The 18,769-nt window shown below is 66.6% G+C and carries 22 protein-coding genes, 1 tRNA gene and 1 pseudogene; 22 read left to right on the top strand and 2 right to left on the bottom strand.

The genetic code is table 11. The features are described 5' to 3' along the window. Positions 1-30: 30 nt before the first annotated feature. Positions 31-768: a septal ring lytic transglycosylase RlpA family protein gene (locus RM96_RS15495; protein ID WP_082016558.1), complete on the top strand. Its 738-nt coding sequence runs from the start codon at positions 31-33 to the stop codon at positions 766-768. Between the two features lie 87 nt (positions 769-855). On the opposite strand, the gene rsmI is transcribed toward RM96_RS15495, so the two are convergent. Beyond that, positions 856-1,755: a 16S rRNA (cytidine(1402)-2'-O)-methyltransferase gene (rsmI, locus tag RM96_RS15500; RefSeq protein WP_039011775.1), complete on the bottom strand. Its 900-nt coding sequence runs from the start codon at positions 1,753-1,755 to the stop codon at positions 856-858. A gap of 15 nt (positions 1,756-1,770) precedes the next feature. Here rsmI and RM96_RS15505 point away from each other — a divergent pair, with 15 nt between their 5' ends. The 21 genes and pseudogenes from RM96_RS15505 to RM96_RS15605 all read left to right on the top strand — a co-directional run bounded on the left by RM96_RS15505 (position 1,771) and on the right by RM96_RS15605 (position 18,401). Then, positions 1,771-2,154 carry a YraN family protein gene (locus RM96_RS15505; protein WP_039011777.1) on the top strand — a complete coding sequence of 128 codons (384 nt, stop codon included), beginning with the start codon at positions 1,771-1,773 and terminating at the stop codon, positions 2,152-2,154. Between the two features lie 64 nt (positions 2,155-2,218). Beyond that, positions 2,219-2,806, top strand: a complete 588-nt coding sequence (locus RM96_RS15510) for a phosphoheptose isomerase (RefSeq protein WP_039011778.1) — start codon at positions 2,219-2,221, stop codon at positions 2,804-2,806. A 34-nt stretch (positions 2,807-2,840) separates the two neighbouring features. After that, the gene (locus RM96_RS15515; RefSeq protein ID WP_039011780.1) at positions 2,841-3,686 is read left to right on the top strand and encodes a BON domain-containing protein; all 846 of its coding nucleotides are present in this window, start codon (positions 2,841-2,843) and stop codon (positions 3,684-3,686) included. 186 nt (positions 3,687-3,872) lie between these two features. Then, positions 3,873-4,208 (top strand): c-type cytochrome, encoded by a 336-nt coding sequence (locus RM96_RS15520; RefSeq protein ID WP_039011781.1) that lies wholly within the window; start codon positions 3,873-3,875, stop codon positions 4,206-4,208. A gap of 54 nt (positions 4,209-4,262) precedes the next feature. Then, positions 4,263-4,853, top strand: a pseudogene (locus RM96_RS37135) (IS607 family transposase); the annotation flags it as partial. A 28-nt stretch (positions 4,854-4,881) separates the two neighbouring features. Next, positions 4,882-6,273, top strand: coding sequence for a transposase (locus RM96_RS15530; protein ID WP_039011785.1), 1,392 nt, complete (start codon positions 4,882-4,884; stop codon positions 6,271-6,273). A gap of 23 nt (positions 6,274-6,296) precedes the next feature. Then, positions 6,297-7,565, top strand: coding sequence for an NAD(P)/FAD-dependent oxidoreductase (locus tag RM96_RS15535; RefSeq protein ID WP_039011788.1), 1,269 nt, complete (start codon positions 6,297-6,299; stop codon positions 7,563-7,565). Between the two features lie 102 nt (positions 7,566-7,667). Next, the gene (locus tag RM96_RS15540; RefSeq protein WP_039011789.1) at positions 7,668-8,555 is read left to right on the top strand and encodes an EamA family transporter; all 888 of its coding nucleotides are present in this window, start codon (positions 7,668-7,670) and stop codon (positions 8,553-8,555) included. A gap of 88 nt (positions 8,556-8,643) precedes the next feature. Then, positions 8,644-9,072: an ArsR/SmtB family transcription factor gene (locus RM96_RS15545; RefSeq protein WP_039011790.1), complete on the top strand. Its 429-nt coding sequence runs from the start codon at positions 8,644-8,646 to the stop codon at positions 9,070-9,072. A 118-nt stretch (positions 9,073-9,190) separates the two neighbouring features. After that, on the top strand, positions 9,191-10,540 hold the full coding sequence (gene soxC, locus RM96_RS15550) for a sulfite dehydrogenase (protein ID WP_039011791.1): 1,350 nt from the start codon (positions 9,191-9,193) through the stop codon (positions 10,538-10,540). Further along, entirely contained in the window at positions 10,524-11,561 is a 1,038-nt protein-coding gene (locus tag RM96_RS15555) for a c-type cytochrome (protein ID WP_039011792.1), read from the top strand. The genes soxC and RM96_RS15555 overlap by 17 nt, the downstream gene beginning before the upstream one ends. A 115-nt stretch (positions 11,562-11,676) precedes the next feature. Continuing rightward, positions 11,677-12,003: a c-type cytochrome gene (locus RM96_RS15560; RefSeq protein WP_039011794.1), complete on the top strand. Its 327-nt coding sequence runs from the start codon at positions 11,677-11,679 to the stop codon at positions 12,001-12,003. 145 nt (positions 12,004-12,148) lie between these two features. Continuing rightward, complete coding sequence (gene soxY, locus RM96_RS15565; RefSeq protein WP_039011796.1) at positions 12,149-12,604, top strand: thiosulfate oxidation carrier protein SoxY; 456 nt, start codon at positions 12,149-12,151, stop codon at positions 12,602-12,604. A gap of 47 nt (positions 12,605-12,651) precedes the next feature. After that, positions 12,652-12,963 carry a thiosulfate oxidation carrier complex protein SoxZ gene (soxZ, locus tag RM96_RS15570; protein WP_039011798.1) on the top strand — a complete coding sequence of 104 codons (312 nt, stop codon included), beginning with the start codon at positions 12,652-12,654 and terminating at the stop codon, positions 12,961-12,963. Between the two features lie 82 nt (positions 12,964-13,045). After that, entirely contained in the window at positions 13,046-13,498 is a 453-nt protein-coding gene (locus RM96_RS15575) for a DsrE family protein (RefSeq protein WP_039011800.1), read from the top strand. 76 nt (positions 13,499-13,574) lie between these two features. Next, entirely contained in the window at positions 13,575-14,402 is an 828-nt protein-coding gene (gene soxA, locus RM96_RS15580; protein ID WP_039011802.1) for a sulfur oxidation c-type cytochrome SoxA, read from the top strand. Between the two features lie 17 nt (positions 14,403-14,419). Continuing rightward, positions 14,420-15,094, top strand: coding sequence for a sulfur oxidation c-type cytochrome SoxX (soxX, locus tag RM96_RS15585; RefSeq protein ID WP_039011804.1), 675 nt, complete (start codon positions 14,420-14,422; stop codon positions 15,092-15,094). A gap of 11 nt (positions 15,095-15,105) precedes the next feature. Beyond that, a complete protein-coding gene (locus tag RM96_RS15590) occupies positions 15,106-15,597 on the top strand; it encodes a TlpA disulfide reductase family protein (protein WP_039011806.1) in 492 nt (163 codons plus the stop codon). 223 nt (positions 15,598-15,820) lie between these two features. Continuing rightward, positions 15,821-17,542, top strand: a complete 1,722-nt coding sequence (soxB, locus tag RM96_RS15595) for a thiosulfohydrolase SoxB (protein WP_039011807.1) — start codon at positions 15,821-15,823, stop codon at positions 17,540-17,542. 76 nt (positions 17,543-17,618) lie between these two features. Next, positions 17,619-17,694, top strand: a tRNA-Ala gene (locus RM96_RS15600). 137 nt (positions 17,695-17,831) lie between these two features. After that, positions 17,832-18,401, top strand: coding sequence for an ankyrin repeat domain-containing protein (locus tag RM96_RS15605; protein ID WP_039011808.1), 570 nt, complete (start codon positions 17,832-17,834; stop codon positions 18,399-18,401). Positions 18,402-18,421: 20 nt separating this feature from the next. Here the strand turns inward: RM96_RS15605 and RM96_RS15610 are convergent, their stop codons facing one another. Then, entirely contained in the window at positions 18,422-18,673 is a 252-nt protein-coding gene (locus tag RM96_RS15610; protein WP_039011809.1) for a hypothetical protein, read from the bottom strand. Between the last annotated feature and the right edge of the window lie 96 nt (positions 18,674-18,769).

Below are 18,769 nucleotides of genomic sequence, written 5' to 3' on the forward strand. Positions count from 1 at the left end.
CTGAATCATGTCGATGATAGACTCGCGCGGATGTCCTGGACGACCATAATCTCCTCGCGCTGGCAGCAGCTGGCAAAGCTCGGCACATGCACCGCATGCGCCCTGGTGCTGGCCGCCTGTGCGACGCCTCCCGAGGGCGATGGCACGGCAACGTCGGGGACGTCCGGCGCGGTGCCGACCAAGTCCGCGAAGACCAGCAAGATGGACAAGTCCGACAAGGCTGCGAAGTCGGATGCCGGCAGCTGGAACCTGTTCGGCTACGAGCAGAGCGAAAGCCTGAGCGGGCGTTCGCTGGATGGCCTGCGTGCAGACGTGGGTACGTTTGAGCAGCGTGGCATGGCGTCCTGGTACGGCAAGGGCTTCCACGGGCGCAAGACCGCCAACGGCGAGCGCTTCGACATGCGCGGGATGACCGCGGCCCATCCATCGCTACCGCTCGACAGCTGGGTGCTGGTGCGCAACCTGCGCAACAACAAGGTGGCGGTGCTGCGCATCAATGACCGCGGCCCGTACCACGGCAACCGCGTACTCGATGTCTCGTACGGCGCCGCGCGCCGGCTCGGGTTTGTCGACCACGGCGCCACCCAGGTAGAGATCCGGCGCCTGTCGCGCACCGAGGTCGCAGCGCTGGGCCCGCAGATGGACGCGGGCGGCAATGAGGCCGGTGACGGGACTGGCGACGACGACGCGTCCGTGCCGGAACTCGCCAACTCGCTGGCGCCGGCGGCCAGGCCGCACAAGCCGGCGGTCAAGCGCAAGCGCCGCTGACCTCGCCAGCGCCGACGAATGCCGCCGCGCGCTGACACCTTCCCGTTTCCTTTCCCCTCAGAATTCCGAATCTCCGCCGGGGCTGGCTCAGTCGTCGGCCCGCTGCGCCAGCGCGAGCCGGTAAAGCGCATCCGTGCCGGCGCCGGTGATCGCGGCAGCCAGCTTGGCGGCGCGCTTGGCCGGCAGCTCGGCCAACAGCAGCGACAGCACGCGCTGCGCCTCGGCGTCCGGGGCATCGGCGTCGGCCACCGCCTTGCCGGCACCTTCGACCACCAGTACGAATTCTCCCTTTGCGCGCGTCGGCTCGGCCGCCAGCCAGGCCGGACCCTCCGCCACGGTCATGACCGGGGTTTCCTCGAACAGCTTGGTCAGCTCGCGCCCGACCAGCAGGCGGCGTGCGGCGGGCAGGCCCGCGGCCAGTGCCGCCAGGGTATCGGCGATGCGGTGCGGGGCTTCGTACAACACCCAGGCGTGGTCCAGGCCGGCCAGTGCGGCGATGGCCTCGGTGCGCGCCTTGGGCTTGTTCGGCAGGAACCCGATGAAGGTGAACCTTCCCTCGCCGGCATCGAGCATCTCGCCGGCCACGGACAGCGCCGCCACTGCCGCGCTCGGGCCCGGCAGCGGCACCACCGCCAGCCCGGCGGCGCGGACTGCTTCCACCAGCCGGGCGCCAGGATCGGAAATGCCCGGTGTACCGGCGTCCGACACGTAGGCAATGCGCTCGCCGGCGGCCAGGCGCGTCACGATGCGCCTGGCGGCTTCGCGCTCGTTGTGCTCGTGCACTGCCACCAGCGGGCGCTGCAGGCCGACGCGCGACAGCAGCTGGCCGGTATTGCGCGTGTCCTCGCAGGCAATGGCATCGGCCAGGCCGAGCACATGCAGCGCGCGCAGCGACAGGTCCGCCACATTGCCGATCGGGGTCGCCACCACATACAGCGTGCCGGGCGGGTAGGACTGGCCGGCTGCCAGCGAGATCCAGTCACTCATGCTTGAGAACTTCCGTTGATTCGATCATTCAAAACCACCACGCAGACGCGCGGGGCGCAGGCCGAGGACCGTGCGCTGGCCCATCTGCAGCGCCAGGGCCTGGTGGCCGTGGTTCGCAATTATCGCTGCAAAGGCGGCGAGATCGACCTGGTGATGCGTGCGCCCGATGGCACGGTGGTTTTCGTCGAGGTCCGCCAGCGCAGCGGACGGGGCTTCGGCGGCGCGGCCGCGAGCGTGACCCCGGCCAAGCAGCGGCGCCTGTTGCTGGCGGCGTCGCACTACCTGGCCACGCTGGCGCACACGCCGCCGTGCCGCTTCGACGTGGTGGCGATGGAGCCGGGCAGGCTTGAGTGGCTGCGCGATGCCTTCGGCCTTGACGCGGCCGCGGCTGGTTCATAATGCGCAGTACTGCGGCCATTGCCGCGACAGAACCCAGGCAGGAACAGCAAAGGCCAACAGAGCCATGAGTATCGAAAGTATCCAGCAGCATTTTCTAGACAGTGCGGAAACCAAGCGCCAGGCCGCGGCCGTGATGGCGCCGTACATCGACGCCGCCGTGGAGCGCATGGTGGGCGCACTGACCAGCGGCAACAAGATCCTCGCCTGCGGGAACGGCGGCTCGGCCGCCGACGCCCAGCACTTTGCCGCCGAGCTGGTCGGGCGCTTCGAGCGCGACCGTCCGGGCCTGGCGGCGATTGCGCTGACCACGGACAGCTCTATCCTGACCGCGATCGGCAACGACTATGACTTCAGCATGGTGTTTTCCAAGCAGGTCGAGGCGCTCGGCCAGCCCGGCGACATCCTGCTGGCGCTGTCCACCTCGGGCAACTCGGCCAACGTGCTCGCGGCCATCGGCGCCGCGCGCCAGCGCGACATGAGCGTAATCGCGCTGACCGGCAAGGGCGGCGGCAAGATCGGCGCCATGCTCGACGAATTCGACATTCACCTTTGCGTGCCGAGCGACCGCACGGCGCGCATCCAGGAAGTCCACCTGCTTACCCTGCATTGCCTGTGCGATGGCATCGACGAGGCATTGCTGGGAGAAGCCTGACCCATTCAGCAGCTATAGACACAGCAAGGACCGCATGACGAACCTGACCCTCTCGCACGATTCCCGCACCGGCGGCACGCGCCGGGTTTCCCGCATCACCCGCACCGCGCTGACCGCAGCGGCGCTGCTGGTGTCGGCCACGCAACTGACCGGCTGCTTCCCCGTGATGGCCGGCGCGGTCGCCGGCGGCGTGACCATGGCTACCGACCGCCGCCCGACCGCCACGCAGACTGTCGATCGCGGCCTGCAGCTGGAAGCGGACAGCACCCTCAGCTCGCGCTACAACGGCCAGGCGCGCGTCAGCGTGACGGTGTTCAACCGCAAGGTGCTGCTGACCGGCGAGGCCAGCAACGACAACGTCAAGCAGCAGGTCGACCAGTACGTGCGCGGCCTGCCTAACGCGCGCGTGGTGATCAACGAGCTGGAGATTGTCAATTCGCCGTCATTCATGACGCAGAGCCAGGACGCCTACCTGACCAGCAAGGTCAAGGCCCAGCTGGTGACGGCCGAGGGCGTGCCTTCCAACTCGATCAAGGTCACCACCGAGAAGAGCGTGGTCTACTTGCTGGGCATCGTCACCACTGCCGAAGGCGACCGCGCCACCGAGGTGGCGCGCAATACCAGCGGCGTGACCAAGGTGGTCAAGGCCTTCGACTATGTCAGCGACACCGAGCGCGCGCGCCTGGACCAGGCTTCCACCTCGCAGAACCCGCAGCCTGACGGCACGGTCGGCACGCCGGCGCCGGTGCAGTCCGTGCCGGGCGTGGGCGGTCCGTCCGGGGCGCCTGCGGACGCCACCACCTCGGGGGCGGCCACCAGCCCGGTCAGCTCGCCGGTGACCTCGCCGATGGCCCTGCCGCCGGGCCGCAACCTGCCCTGATGCGCCTCACCCGCGCCGCGCCTCATGGCCGGCGCGGCCGTTGGCTGTGCGCATCGCAAATGCTTGTGCCGCCCGACGTCGTGCGGATTGCGCAGCACCTCGCTCCCGCCGTATGTGATACGGTTGCCACGCCGCCTGGCCTGGCGGCGCGGCCCGGTTCCGCCGGGCCGATCACGGAGCGAGACCATGACAAGGATCCCCACGCCCGCGGCGATCGCATTGCTGGCGCTGCCGGCGCTGTACGGCGCCGCCCCCGCGCTGGCTGCCGAAGCCCAGGACGCCACCGCATTGCGGGCCCGCAACCAGGCCGCGGCCTGCACGAACTGCCACGGCCCTGAAGGCCGCGCCCCCGCCGGCAGCCCGATTCCCGGGCTGGCCGGCCGTCCCCGGTCCCAGCTGGTCGCGCAGATGCAGGCCTTCAAGGCCGGCACGCGCCAGGCCACGGTCATGCACCAGATCGCCAGGGGCTACAGCGACGAGCAGATCAACGCCATCGTGGCGTGGTTCGCCGCCGTGCGCTGAGGAGCGAGCAACTGATACTCCATTCTTGCTCAAAAGTATTTATAATTGCTCGCCATGAGCAAGGTTTATCGGATCAACGAATTCGCAAAGCGCATCGGACGGGCTCCAAGCACGGTGCGCCGCTGGGAGCGCGAGGGCATCCTGGCGGCTAAGCGCCTGCCTTCCGGACATCGGCACTTTGACGAGTCCGATGTTCGGGCGATACTTGGCGGCGGGCCTGAGAAGCGATCGACAGTCGTGTACTGCCGCGTCAGTAGCGCTGGGCATCGCGACGACTTGCAATCTCAGGTGGCGGCGATGGAGGAATATTGCCGGGCTGGCGCAATTGCTGTTGACGAGTGGATTCAGGAAGTCGGCGGCGGCATGAACTTCAAGCGCAAGCGTTTCCTCGTGCTGATTGAGCGCATCCAGCGTGGTGAGATTGAGCGAGTTCTCATCGCCCACAAGGACCGGCTCGTTCGCTTCGGATTCGACCTGCTCGATCATCTTGCGCGCGAGAACGGTTGCGAGATCATCGTGGTGAATCAGGAATCGCTGTCGCCAGAGCAGGAAATGGTTGAGGACCTGCTTGCGATCGTCCAGACGTTCTCGTGCCGCCTGTACGGCATGCGCAAGTACAAAAAGCAGATCAAGGAAGACTATCCGGGTAGCAGGAACCGAAGGAAATTCTGGAATGACAACCGTCACCCGCACGCTCTATGCGACGTCGTCGTGCGTGCTTGCGCTTCGCGCGGTGTGCAGGGCGACGGCGTTTGTCCGAGCGGACCTCTGGCGTCGCTACGGTGCGCTGGGGAACGTCGGCAAGAGTGCGGCCGACATCCGCAAGGAAGTGACGGCTGGCGGCTGGTATGCGTCGCTCGCGGTGGACGGCACGATCCGAGCCGAGACCACGAAGGATGCCGTCAACGACATCCTGACGTACAAGGTGGCCGCATGCGCGAAGGTGCGACAAGCCATCGCGAAGCGGACCTCCGACGAGGCAGAGCGAAAGCGGCTCTATACCCTGCTCAAAAGTGACAAGTGGCTCGAAGACAAGTACCTGCACCGGATGATGCGCAAGTACTTTCGGCACGGCGTTTCGAGTTGCGACAATCAGTTCATCGTCCGCTCGGACAAGCATCAGAGCCGCGTCAGGGACGGGCACCTTGTCATCACCATCCACATCGCCAGGCAATACGGCCCTCCGATCGAGCTCACGACGAACAGCAACGGCAAGGACGTGGACCTCACCGGTTGCAACCTGCGTGTGATCGTGAAGGGTGACGCGGTCGAAATCCACTACGCTACCGCGAAGCCCGAAGGGCGCCCCTGCGGCACAGGGGAAATTGGCGTCGACAAAGGCTACACCGAGGCTTTCGCCGACTCAGATGGCGAGCATCATGGTCAGACGTTCGGCGCCGTGCTGAGCGCTTACAGCGACCAGGTTTCGAAGACCGGCAAAGCACGAAACCGGCTGCATGCCCTCGAAAAAGCCCATCGGAAAGCCGGTCGCATCGCCAAGGCCGAGCGCATCAGGAAGTGCAACCTCGGACGCGTGAAACTGCAGGCGCGCAGGGACCGCACGAAGCAGCGGTTGCGCACGATTGCCTACCAGTGCGCCCATACCATCGTGGACAAGGCGGCGGTGGTCGGTTCGGAAGATCTGACGTCGCCCATCAAGTGGAGGGGGCAGTGGCGGAGCTACAACCGCCGCATGAGCGCATGGGCCAAGGGTGTACTGGCTCAAGCGCTCGATGAAGTTTGCACGCAGCGTGGGGCGACGCACGTCGTCGTCAACGCCGCCTACACGTCGCAAATGGACTCGTTCACGGGCTTGCTGCAAGGCAAGCGCGAGGGCGACAAGTTTTACCGTGCCAACGGGGACGTTCTGCAGGCGGATACCAATGCAGCGCGGAACGTGCGGGACAGGATTCACGACCGGGAAATCACCCGGTATATGCCTCACCTCCAGGTGAAGCAGATTCTGCTCGCGCGCTCCTCCGGCGCAACTGAGCGTCAAGCGGCTTCAGTTGGGCGGCGCAAGCCGCGTCAACGAAGTGCGGATAAATCCAATGCTCAACTTTGAGCAGATTTTATGGAACAGCTCCCATGCAAAGACGAAGCTTCCTGGGCGTCGCGGCCGGCGCCGCTGTATTGGGTACGCTGGGCACCCACGCCGCGCGCGCTGCCGCACCGGCCAGGGTCGTCGTGGTGGGCGGCGGCTACGGCGGCGCCACCGCGGCGCGCTACCTGCGCGAGTGGAGCGGCCATGCCATCGACGTCACGCTGGTCGAATCCAATCCCACCTTTGTTTCCTGCCCGCTGTCCAACCTCGTGATCGGCGGCAGCCGGTGCATGGAAGACATCACGCTGTCGTACGACGCGCTGGCGCGCCGCCATGGCGTGCGGCTGGTGCGCGACACCGCGGTCGCTATCGACGCCGCCAGGCGCAACGTGCGCCTGGCCGGCGGCAGCACGCTGCCTTATGACCGGCTGGTACTGTCGCCGGGCGTGGAAATGATGAGCGACGCGCTGCCAGGCCTGAAGCAGCCCGGCGGCGACCAGGTCCTGCACGCCTGGAAGGCAGGTCCGCAGACCCTGGCGCTGCGGCGCCAGCTGGAGGCCATGCCGGATGGCGGCACCTTCGCCATCACCATCCCGCTCGCCCCGTACCGCTGCCCGCCCGGCCCCTACGAGCGCGCCTGCCAGGTGGCGAGCTACTTCAAGCAGCACAAGCCGCGCAGCAAGGTGCTGATCCTCGACGCCAATCCGGACATCACCTCCAAGGCCGCGCTGTTCCGCCAGGTGTGGGGATCGCGCTACCAGGGCATGGTCGAGTACCGCCCGCAGTACAACGCCGTCGATGTCGATGCCGCCACGCGCACGATCAAATTCGAAGTACAGGACGACGAGCGCGCCGACGTGCTCAACGTGCTGCCGCCGCAGCGCGCCGGCGCGATTGCCGTCTCGGCCGGGCTGGCCACCGCCAACGCGCGCTGGTGCGAGGTGGATTTCCTGAGCTTCGAATCGCATGCCGTGCCGGACATCCACGTGCTGGGCGACGCCATCCAGATCGCCCCGCTGATGCCCAAGTCCGGACACATGGCCAACCAGCACGGCAAGGTCGCCGCCGCCGCCATCGTGGCGCTGCTGTCGGGCCGCGCGCCGGATCCCGAGCCGTTCTACAACAACACCTGCTACAGCTTCACCTCCGACCGCGAAGCCGTGCACGTCGCCAGCGTGCACCGGTACGATGCGGAGCAGAAGACGATGGTGACGGTGCCGGGTTCGGGCGGGCTGTCGAGCGCGCCGAATGCGCTGGAGGGAGATTACGCGCTGGCATGGGCGAGGGGTATCTGGGCGGACATGCTTTCGTAGGGCGCGCACAAAACCGCAAGATCGTGCAATGCGCCCGCGCCGGGCGCTGCTACGCTGGGACCTTCCCGAATCCATTCCCGCGCGCGGCAGCGCCAGCCGACCATGCAAGCCAGAGACCGTTTCCTCGCCCTCGCCATCGTGTGCGTCTGGGGCGTCAATTTCGTCGTCATCAAGGTCGGCCTGGCCGGTGTGCCGCCGATGCTGCTCGGCGCGCTGCGTTTCTGCCTGGTGGTGTTTCCGGCGATCTTCTTCGTTCCGCGCCCGCGCGTGCCATGGCGCATGCTGATAGCGTACGGCGCGACCATCAGCCTGGGCCAGTTCGCCTTCCTGTTCTATGCCATGGCGGTCGGCATGCCGGCCGGGCTGGCGTCACTGGTACTGCAGTCGCAGGCCTTCTTTACGCTCGCGATCGCTGCGCTCTGGCTGGGCGAGCCGATCCGCTGGAACAACGTCGCCGGCATGGTGGTGGCGGGGGCCGGGCTGGCGCTGATCGGCGCGGGTGCCGCTTCGGGCGGGATGAGCATCGCGGGCTTCCTGCTCACGCTCTGCGGGGCGTTCTGCTGGGCGAGCGGCAATATCGTCAGCAAGAAGATCGGCCCGGTGGACCTGCTCGGGCTGGTGATCTGGGGCGCGCTGATCCCGATCGTGCCGTTTGCGCTGCTGTCGCTATGGTTCGAGGGGCCCGCGCGCATCGTCGCCAGCGTGACCCATGTGTCGGGGATGGGCGTCTTCGCCGTGCTGTACCTGGCCTTTGCGGCGACCGTGTTCGGCTACACCATGTGGGGCCGGCTGCTGACGCGCTATCCGGCCAGCCAGGTTGCGCCGCTGACGCTGCTGGTGCCGGTGGTGGGGTTGGTCTCGGCACATGTGCTGCTTGGCGAAGATCTCTCTGCCGCGCAGTGGATCGGCGCCGCCGTGGTGATGGCGGGGCTGCTCGTCAATGTCTTCGGCGGCCGCTTCTGGCCAGGTCCCGCGCTGGCGCGGCGCTAGCCTTCGCTCGTCATTTCCTGCATTCACTGGTGCCGCCGAGCCACTGGCGGCACAATCATGCTGTTCTGCATCAATGGGTAAACACTATATGCGCAATTACGCATATACGAATATATTAGACGGCATGGAAGAGCTGGATCGCGTTTTCGAGAAGGTATCGGGCTACTTCAGCCTGTTGGCGGAGCCGACGCGGCTGAAGATCCTGCACGCCTTGTGCGATGGCGAGAAGCCGGTGAATACGGTGGTCGAGACGGTGGGTTCGTCGCAGACCAATGTGTCGCGGCATCTCAACGCGATGTACCGCTCGGGCGTGCTGTCGCGCCGCAAGGAGGCGAATCTCGTCTTCTACACCATTGCGGACGAAAGCGTGATCGAGCTGTGCCGCACGGTCTGCGTGCAGGTGGCGAGCCGGCTGGAGGACAGCGCCTTGTCCTCCGGCGTGGTGGACCGCTTCATGGCACAGCCCGCGCCCGAGCCCGTGCAGCCCGCACGTCGCCGTCGTCCCGCGACAAGCTAGCCGCGCACGCGCCGGCTCTTCCGGCAAACGGATGGCTGCTGCACATCGTTGCAGCTGACCGACAACAGGCACGCCGCATGATTGGACAAGCCATGCGAGCGAGCCGGAGGAGACCGCTTTGCAGGAACGGAACCGGCCCGGGCGCATCGTGCCCGCGCCCCAGCACTTCGTCAGCACTTCGCTGCAGCAGGATATCGACCGGCACGGACTGGACAGCCCGCGGCGGGACTTCCTGCGCAAGAGCTTTCTCGGCGCGGCTGCCGGCATCGCGGCCGCCGGCATCGGCCGGCATGCACTGGCTGCCGACGGCGACCCTGCCATCCTCGAAGCCCAGCCCTGGGCCACTTCGCTCGGCCAGCCGGTCGCGGCGCGGCCGTATGGACAGCCTTCGGTCTATGAAAAGAACCTCGTCCGGCGTGAATCTCCGGGCCTGACGCGCGTCTCGGCTGCATCCGTCGCCTTCGCGCCGCTGCAGGGCTTTTTCGGCATCATCACGCCCAACGGCCTGCATTTCGAGCGCCATCACCAGGGCTGGCAGGACATCGATCCGGCCCGCCACCGCCTGATGATCAACGGGCTGGTGAAGGCGCCGCGCGTCTACACCATGGACGACCTGATGCGGCTGCCGGCCGTCTCGCGCATGCACTTCATCGAGTGCGGTGCCAACACCGGCATGGAATGGGGCAACGTGGCGGTGCCCACCGTGCAGTACACGCACGGCATGCTGTCGTGCTGCGAATTCACGGGGGTACCGCTCAGGGTGCTGCTCGACGATGCACGCGCGGACCAGCGCCGCGGCCGCTACCTGCTGGCCGAGGGCGGCGACGGGTCTTCAATGACGCGCACCATCCCGATGGAGCTGGCCGACGAGATCATCGTCGCCTGGGCCATGAACGGCGAGATGCTGCGCCCCGAGAACGGCTACCCGCTGCGGCTGGTGGTGCCCGGCGTGCAAGGCGTGTCGTGGGTGAAATGGCTGCGCCGGCTGGAGCTGGGCGACAAGCCGTGGAATGCCAAGGACGAGACCATCCACTACGTGGACATGATGCCGGACGGCATGCTGCGCCAGTACACCTCGATCCAGGAGTGCAAGTCGGTCATCACCACGCCGTCCGGCGGGCAGCAGCTGGTGGGCAAGGGCTTCTACAACATCAGCGGGCTGGCGTGGTCGGGGCGCGGCCGCATCCGGCGCGTGGATGTCTCCACCGACGGCGGGCGCAACTGGCGCAGCGCGCGGCTGGAGTCGCCGGTGCTGTCCAAGTGCCTGACGCGCTTCAACCTCGACTGGGTCTGGGACGGCGGCCCCGCCATCCTGCAGAGCCGGGCCATCGACGACACGGGCTACGTGCAGCCGAAGCTGGCGCAATTGCGCGCGGTGCGCGGCACGCGCTCGATCTATCACAACAACGCGATCCAGAGCTGGCAGGTGGCGCAGGGCGGCGAGGTGTCCAATGTCCATGTGGGCTGATACCGCGCGCGCGCTCGTGCTGGCCGCGGCATGCACGGCCAGCGGCTGGGCCGGTGCTGCCGACTCCGCTGCGGCCCGTGCGGCACTTGGCCGGACCGCAACGCCAGCGGAAGTCGCGGCCTGGGACATCGACGTGCGTCCCGACTTCCAGGGCCTGCCCAAGGGCAGCGGCACGGTCGCGCAAGGGCAGAAGGTCTGGGATGGCAAGTGTGCCTCGTGCCACGGGGACTTCGGCGAATCGAATGAGGTGTTCTCGCCCATCGTTGGCGGCACCACTGCGGACGACGTCCGGAGCGGACGCGTGGCGGCGATGACCGGCAACCAGCCCTATCGCACCACGCTGATGAAGGTCAGCACCGTCAGCACGCTGTGGGACTACATCCGGCGCGCCATGCCGTGGAACGCGCCCAAGAGCCTGAGCACCGAAGAGGTCTATGCCGTCACCGCCTACCTGCTGAACCTGGGCGAGATCGTGCCGGCCAATTTCACGTTGTCTGACGCCAACATCGCGGAGGTGCAAGGCAAGATGCCCAACCGCGACGGCATGACCACGAACCATGGCATGTGGCCGGGGCGGGGCCGGCCGGACACCCGCAATACGGCCTGCATGAAGGACTGCACGGACAAGGTGACCATTGCCTCTTCGATGCCGGACTATGCGCGCGACGCGCATGGCGACCTGTCGCAGCAGCAGCGCGGCTTCGGTCCCACGCGCGGCGTTGCCGCGAACGGCGCGAAGGAAAGTGGCGCATCGGTTGCCTTGGCCACCCCGCCTGCGGGCGCTCGGCTGACCGGCCAGTACCAGTGCATGGCGTGCCACGCCGTCGACCGCAAGCTGGTGGGGCCGTCGTTTGCCGATATCGCCGGCAAGTACCGCGGCCGGGACGCGCATGCCGCCCTGGCCCGCAAAGTGAAGTCGGGCGGGCAGGGCGCCTGGGGCAGCGTGCCAATGCCGGCGCAGCCACAGATCCCTGATTCGGACATTCAGGCCATGGTGGGGTGGATTCTTGAGGCAAAATAGCGGGCTGGCCGCAGCAGTGCCCCCAGGCGGCGGCCAGTGTGTGTCGCGTGGCAGGGCATTCCTGCTGCGCGGCCTTTGCCGTCCCCACGGCTATACAAAAGCTTGGAGCTTAATAATGAAGCAGTTTGTCATCGCAGCGCTGATGCTGGGAGCCGCCGCATCGGCCCACGCGGTTGATGCCGCCAAGGCACAGGAGATCGCCAACAAGAACGCCTGCATGGGTTGCCACCAGGTCGACAAGAAGCTGGTCGGCCCGGCCTACAAGGACGTGGCTGCCAAGTACAAGGGCGACAAGAACGCCCTTGCGACCCTGACCAAGAAGGTCAAGGCCGGTGGTTCGGGGGTCTGGGGTCCGGTGCCGATGCCCGCCAACGCGGGCGTGAGCGACGCCGACCTCAAGACCGTGGTGGAGTGGGTCCTGGCTGGCGCGCCCGCCAAGTAAGCACCGCCTCCGGCGGTCAGTCCGCCGATGCAACGGGCCGGATGGTGAAAGCCGTTCCGGCCTGGCAGTAAAGACAGCGGCCGGCGATGCACCGGCCGCATGAAGAAGACCGACTGGGAACGGAGTAGCCGGAGAGCAAAGCACAATGAATTCCAAACGACGAGAAATGCTGCGGGTCACCGCTGTCCTGTCGCTGATGGCGGCCACCGGCCTGATCAGCGAAGCGCAGGCAGCCGAGTGGAACAAGAACGCTTTTGACGGCAAGAGCGTGGCCGACGTGATCAAGGCACTGGGCGGCAGCGGCACCGAGAAGAGCACCGCCATCACCTTCACCGCCCCGGATATCGCCGAGAACGGCGCCGTGGTCCCGGTGGCCGTGACGAGCAATATCCCGGATACCGAGCAGATCGCGATCCTGGTCGAAAAGAACCCGAACACGCTGGCGGCCGATTTCGTCATTCCGGCTGGCACCGAACCGTTCGTCTCCACGCGCGTGAAGATGGGCCAGACTTCGGTCGTGTACGCGGCCGTCAAGGCCGGCGGCAAGTGGTACGTGGCCTCGAAGGAAATCAAGGTCACGCTGGGCGGCTGCGGCGGCTGAGGCCACGCACGACACCATTTCCCGCCCCACCGCAACAGGAGAAACACATGGCAGACCCGATGCGCGTACGCGCCACCGAAAACGGCGGCGTGGTCGACGTCAAGATCTTGATGAAGCACGACATGGAAACCGGCCAGCGCAAGGACGCGTCCGGCAAGACCATCCCGGCATGGCATATCCAGACCGTAATTGCCCAGTGCAAGGGCAAGGAAGTGTTCCATGCCCAGTTCGGCCCGGCAGTCTCGAAAGATCCATTCCTGAACTTCAAGTTCAAGGGTGGCGCCAAGGGCGACAAGGTCACCGTGACCTGGATCGACAACCGCGGCGACAAGCGTACCGACGAAGCGACCATCGCCTGAGCGATACAGGGCCGGCAGGGCTTGCCGTCCTCTGCTAAGGTGCTGGTCGGATGCCGGGATTGGCCCGGCCGGAAGGAAGATCATGCGGCGAGCATTTATTCGAGCATCGGCGGCGCTGGCTGCCATCGGCCTGGCGGCCAAAGCGGCACAGGCGACGCCCGCGAGCGCGGGCAAGGGCGGCCGCATCAAGGTCGTGTACCAGTTGTCGGAAGGCATCGACCAGGCCGTGCGCGCGATGGGCAACCTGCGCAACCACCTGAACGGCGCGCCCGATACCAAGCTCGTGGTAGTCGCTTTCGGCTACGGCGTCGATTTCCTGGTGGAAGGCGCCAAGGATTCACGCGGCAATGCATTCGAAGCACCGGTGGGCGCGCTGGCCGCGTCCGGCGTCGAGTTCCGCGTCTGCCGCAATACGCTGAACGCGCGCAAGATTGCTGAATCGAGCCTGCTGATGGAAGCCAAGGTCGTACCGGCGGGCGTGGTGGAGATCGCCCGCCTGCAGGCCGAAGAAGGTTACGTCTACATCAAGCCCTGAGCCGCGGGAGCCGCCCGGCCCAGGCAAGACAAAACAGAACGGCCCGCTGCATGGCGAGGTCGCGAGGAGAAGCCCCATGACTCATTTCCGACGCCTGCTCGGCGGCGCCGTGCTGGCCGCGGCCGGCGCTGCGGCCCTGACCGGTGCCGTTGCCGTGCATGCGCAGGGCAGCACCGCCGACGAAATCGCCAAGTACCGCCAGATGCTGGCCGAAGGCAATCCCGCCGAGCTGTGGGAAGCCGCCGGCGAGGAGCTCTGGAAGAAGCCGGCCGGCCCGAAAAACGCCTCGCTCGAACAGTGCGACCTGGGCAAGGGCCCGGGCGTGACCAAGGGCGCCTACGCCGAGCTGCCGCGCTACTTCAAGGACACCAACAGGGTGATGGACCTGGAGCAGCGCCTGGCGTACTGCCGCGTGACGCTGCAGGGGCTCACGAAGCAAGAGGCGATGAAGAACCCGTTCTCGTCGTCGGGCCAGCCGTCGGACATCGAGCGGCTGGCGGCGTACCTGACCGCCGAATCGCGCGGCGTGAAGATGAACGTGCAGCTCAGCCATCCGGAAGAGCAGCGCACCTACGCGCTGGGCCAGAAGATGTTCTTCTACCGCGGCGGTGCCTATGACTTTGCCTGCGCCACCTGCCATGCCGTGGATGGCCAGCGCATCCGCCTGCAAGACCTGCCCAACCTGCTGACCGAGAAGGGCGCGCAGGCCGCCTACACCACATGGCCTGCCTACCGCGTCTCGCAGGGCGAGGTACGCACCATGCAGCACCGCCTGTACGACTGCCTGCGCCAGCAGCGCTTTCCCGAACCCGCCTATGGCTCGGACGTGATCACCGCGCTGACCATGTTCCTGGCCAGGAACGCCAATGGCGGCACCTACGATGGCCCGGCCATGAAGCGCTGACGAGTACGGGAGACAATATGCAACGACAGAACAAAGCGCGCGCCCCGCGCCTGGCCATCGCGGCCGTGATGACGCTCCTCGCCGCCGGCGCCTATGCACAGGACAGCGCCAAGGCACGCCCCGCCAAGGGCAAGGTCGATGCGGTCAGCAGCGCCGACATGAAGCACCTGATCGAGGGTTCGTTCTCGTCCAAAGGCCCGGCCACCGTCGAAGGCGTGCTCAACCAGGACGGCATGCAGCAGGCGTGCAGCCAGTACCCGGACCGCACCAAGGTGCCGGCGAAGGTCGCGAAGAAGATCGAGGCCGCCGAGCTGAAGCAGGTCAGATACCCGGCCGACAAGAACTGGCTGGGCGACTGGAAGGAAGGCGAGAAGACCGCCCAGAACGGCCGCGGCATGCAGTTCTCCGACCAGGTCGGCGGCGCCAACGGCGGCAACTGCTACGCCTGCCACCAGATGACCAAGGCCGAGATCTCGTTCGGCAACATCGGGCCGTCGCTGTACCAGTACGGCAAGCTGCGCGGCAACTCCGAGGAAGTCGTCAGGTACACCTGGGGCAAGATCTGGGATTCCAGTGCCTACGCCGCCTGCTCCAACATGCCGCGCTTCGGCCACAAGGGCATCCTGACCGAGGCGCAGATCCGCGACGTGATGGCGCTGCTGCTCGACCCGGCTTCGCCGGTCAACCAGTAAGGCGGCCGGCGATGCGCGCGCGCGCCGCCATCCTGTCCTGGCTGCTGGCGATTGGCCTGGCGGTCGGGAGCGGCGGTGCTGCCGCGCTGGAAGTCGGCGACACTGTGCGCCTGCCAGACGTGCAGACGCTCGACGGGCGCACGCTGCCGGCTTCAGCCCTGGCCGGCAAGCCGCTGATCGTGGAGGTGTGGGCGTCGTGGTGTCCGTTCTGCGCGCTCCAGAATCCGCGCCTGCAGAAGCTCTACGAACGCACGCGCGGCTCGCCGCTCCAGGTGCTGACCATCAGCATCGACAAGGACCCGCGCGAAGCCGGCGCGTACCTGAAGCAGCGCGGCTACACCTTTCCGGTGACGATGGACTCGCCCGCGCTGCAAAACGCGTTCGGCAAGCGCAAGGGTCTGCCGGAGCTGTATGTGATCGACGCCCGCGGCCGCGTGGTGCAGAAGGAAGTGGGCGAGATGCTCGAAGAAGAAGTGGCGGCGCTGGAGCGATACGCACATTAGTGTCCTGTTCCGCAAATACCTTGCCATGAAATCGCCCAGTTGCCCGCCATGCGTCGTTGCTCGTCGTTGCCATAGCTACGGCTATGGCGCCTCCTCGCGCCTAGCCTGACGAGCAACTGGACGATTTCATTTTGGCAAGTTACTTGCGGAGCAGGACACTAGCCAGACGATGCCGGATGCCCCGTCCACGGCCCACCGGTACGACGATTCCACAGGAAGAGACATGAACCGACGCGAGTTCCTGCAGGTGCTGGCCATTGCCGGTGCCGGCGGCATGACGTTCCCCAGCCAGGATGCGCAAGCCGCGCAGTCCGCCCAGGCGATGTACGACCTGCCGCGTTTCGGCAACGTCCACCTGCTGCACTTCACCGACTGCCACGCGCAGCTGCGGCCGGTGAATTTTCGCGAACCCAACGTCAACCTCGGCATCGGCGCCTATGCCGGCAAGCCGCCGCACCTGGTCGGCGACGCCTTGCTGCGCCACTACGGCATCCGCCCTGGCACGCCGCAGGCGCATGCGTTCACGTACCTCGACTTCAACGAGGCCGCCCGCCGCTACGGCAAGGTCGGCGGGTTTGCGCACCTAGCCACGCTGGTCAAGCGCCTCAAGGCGGGGCGCCCCGGCGCGCTGCTGCTCGATGGCGGCGATACCTGGCAGGGCTCGGCCACCGCGCTGTGGACCAAGGGGCAGGACATGGTCGACGCCGCGCTGGCGCTGGGCGTGAACGTGATGACGCCGCACTGGGAAATGACGCTCGGCGCCGACCGCGTCAAGGAAATCGTCGAGAAGGATTTCAAGGACAAGGTCTCCTTTCTCGCGCAGAACATCAAGACCAACGATTTCGGCGACCCGGTCTTCGACCCGTACGTGATCCGCGACATCAACGGTGTGGCCGTGGCCATCATCGGCCAGGCCTTCCCGTACACGCCGATCGCCAATCCACGCTACTTCGTGCCGGACTGGACTTTCGGCATCCAGGAGGAAAACCTGCAGCAGGTCATCAACGATGCGCGCGGCAAGGGCGCGGAGGTGGTGGTGCTGCTGTCGCACAACGGCATGGACGTGGACCTCAAGCTCGCCTCGCGCGTCAGCGGGCTCGATGCCATCCTGGGCGGCCATACGCATGACGGCGTGCCGGCGCCGGTGCCGGTGAAGAACGCCGGCGGCAGCACGCTGGTGACCAATGCCGGCTCCAACGGCAAGTTCCTCGGCGTGCTCGATTTCGACGTGAAAAATGGCAAGGTGACGGACTTCCGCTACCGCTTGCTGCCGGTGTTCGCCAACTACCTGCCAGCCGATCCAGCGATGGAGGCGCTGATCACGAGGGTGCGCGCGCCGTACGAGCAGAAGCTCGGCGAGGTGCTGGCCCTCAACCGCGGCCTGCTGTACCGGCGCGGCAATTTCAACGGCACCTTCGACCAACTGATCCTGGACGGCCTGATGGAAGTGCAGGGCGCCGAGATCGCCTTCTCGCCGGGCTTCCGCTGGGGCACCACGTTGCTGCCCGGCGAGGCCATCACCATGGAACACCTGATGGACCAGACCGCCATCACCTATCCGTACACCACGGTGACCAGCATGAGCGGCGACACCATCAAGACCATCCTCGAAGACGTCGCCGACAACCTGTTCAACCCGGATCCGTACTACCAGCAGGGCGGCGACATGGTGCGCGTGGGCGGCCTGCAGTACACCATCGATCCCAATGCGGGCATGGGGCGGCGCATTAGCGACATGCGCCTCAACGGCAAGCCGCTCGAAGCCGGCAAGAGCTACAAGGTGGCGGGTTGGGCACCGGTGGCGGAGGAAGCGCGCCAGGCCGGCGGCGCGCCGATCTGGGACGTGATGGCGCAGTGGCTGCGGGCCAGCAAGGAGGTCACCGCCCGCCCGCTGAACCTGCCGCAAGTCCGCGGCATGGACCGTAATCCGGGCATGGCGGCGTGATGTTGCGCAGGATCATCATCGGCCAGCTTCCCCCGATTGAAGCCGCAGGAGGAAGTACGCTACAATCCTCCGCGACGGGCCGATAGCTCAGCTGGGAGAGCGCTGCGTTCGCAATGCAGAGGTCGGGAGTTCGATCCTCCTTCGGTCCACCATCTTCAAAAGGCCAGAGCAACGCTCTGGCCTTTTTCACGTCTGCCCGCTGTGCCAGTCTGGCGCAGTCGCCGGCGCGCTACCGATCCTGCCAGGTTCCGGAAGGCTAGAATGGGCTTCACTCCGCCAATACGAAAAGATGAAGCCAGACGACAGCCAGCGATGCGAGGCATACCGGCAGTTCAGGATGATCGATACGGCCTTCCGCGCCGGCGATATCGATGCGCTGCGGGCCGCGGTCGACGATCCGGCCAGCTTTCCCAACGGGCTGATGCCGCCCGGGATAGGCCCTTGCCTCGAGTACTCGGTCTACCACAGTCCACTGCCCTTTATCCGCACCTTGCTCGAGATCGGCGCGGATCCCCGGCCGGCGGATCACGCGGGTTTTCCGCCGCTGATTGCGGCGCTTTCATGCAGTAGCGACCGGCCCGGCGCACCCGCGCGAACGGACGTGCCGGAGATGCTCGGATTGCTGCTGTCTTTCGGAGCCGATCCCGCCCATCGCGGCATCAACGACTACACCGCGCTGCACATGGCAGTGAGCGTGCGCAACCTGCGAGCGGTGGAATTGCTGCTTGGGGCGGGTGCCGATCCGGCGTGCCGGACGCGCATCGACGATTGCGAAACCCCGCGCGAGATGGCCGAGGCCGCCGGCCTGCACGACATTGCGCGGCTGCTGGCCGCGCACGAAGCGAGCCGGTCGGGATAAGGGGGCGTAGTGTCGCTACCTCAAGCCACACGTGGGGTGCGCCTGGCCTTCATTGCCGAAGGCCGGACCTGTTGCAGCGCCCGCAGCGACTGCAAGGCGTCTTCCACTGCTTCGATGCCATCGCGCAGCCGCGCTGTCGCATAGCCCAGGCGGCTCTGCGCATCGGCATCGGAACTGGAAAGCTGCTCAAGTGCGTCGACTTCAGCCTGCATCTGCCCGATAAGGCGGCGTAACTGCGATGAACTGTGCGAAGCGAGCGACCGGATAGCCATAACAGAGTCCTTAATGAAATCGAGAGTGCCTCGCTCTGTACGTTAGTGCGTCATCGGCAGATCGCCAGCACTGTTACCAGCTTTCGCACGGCAGCA

This window comes from Cupriavidus sp. IDO (assembly GCF_000812465.1).
Classification (GTDB): domain Bacteria; phylum Pseudomonadota; class Gammaproteobacteria; order Burkholderiales; family Burkholderiaceae; genus Cupriavidus.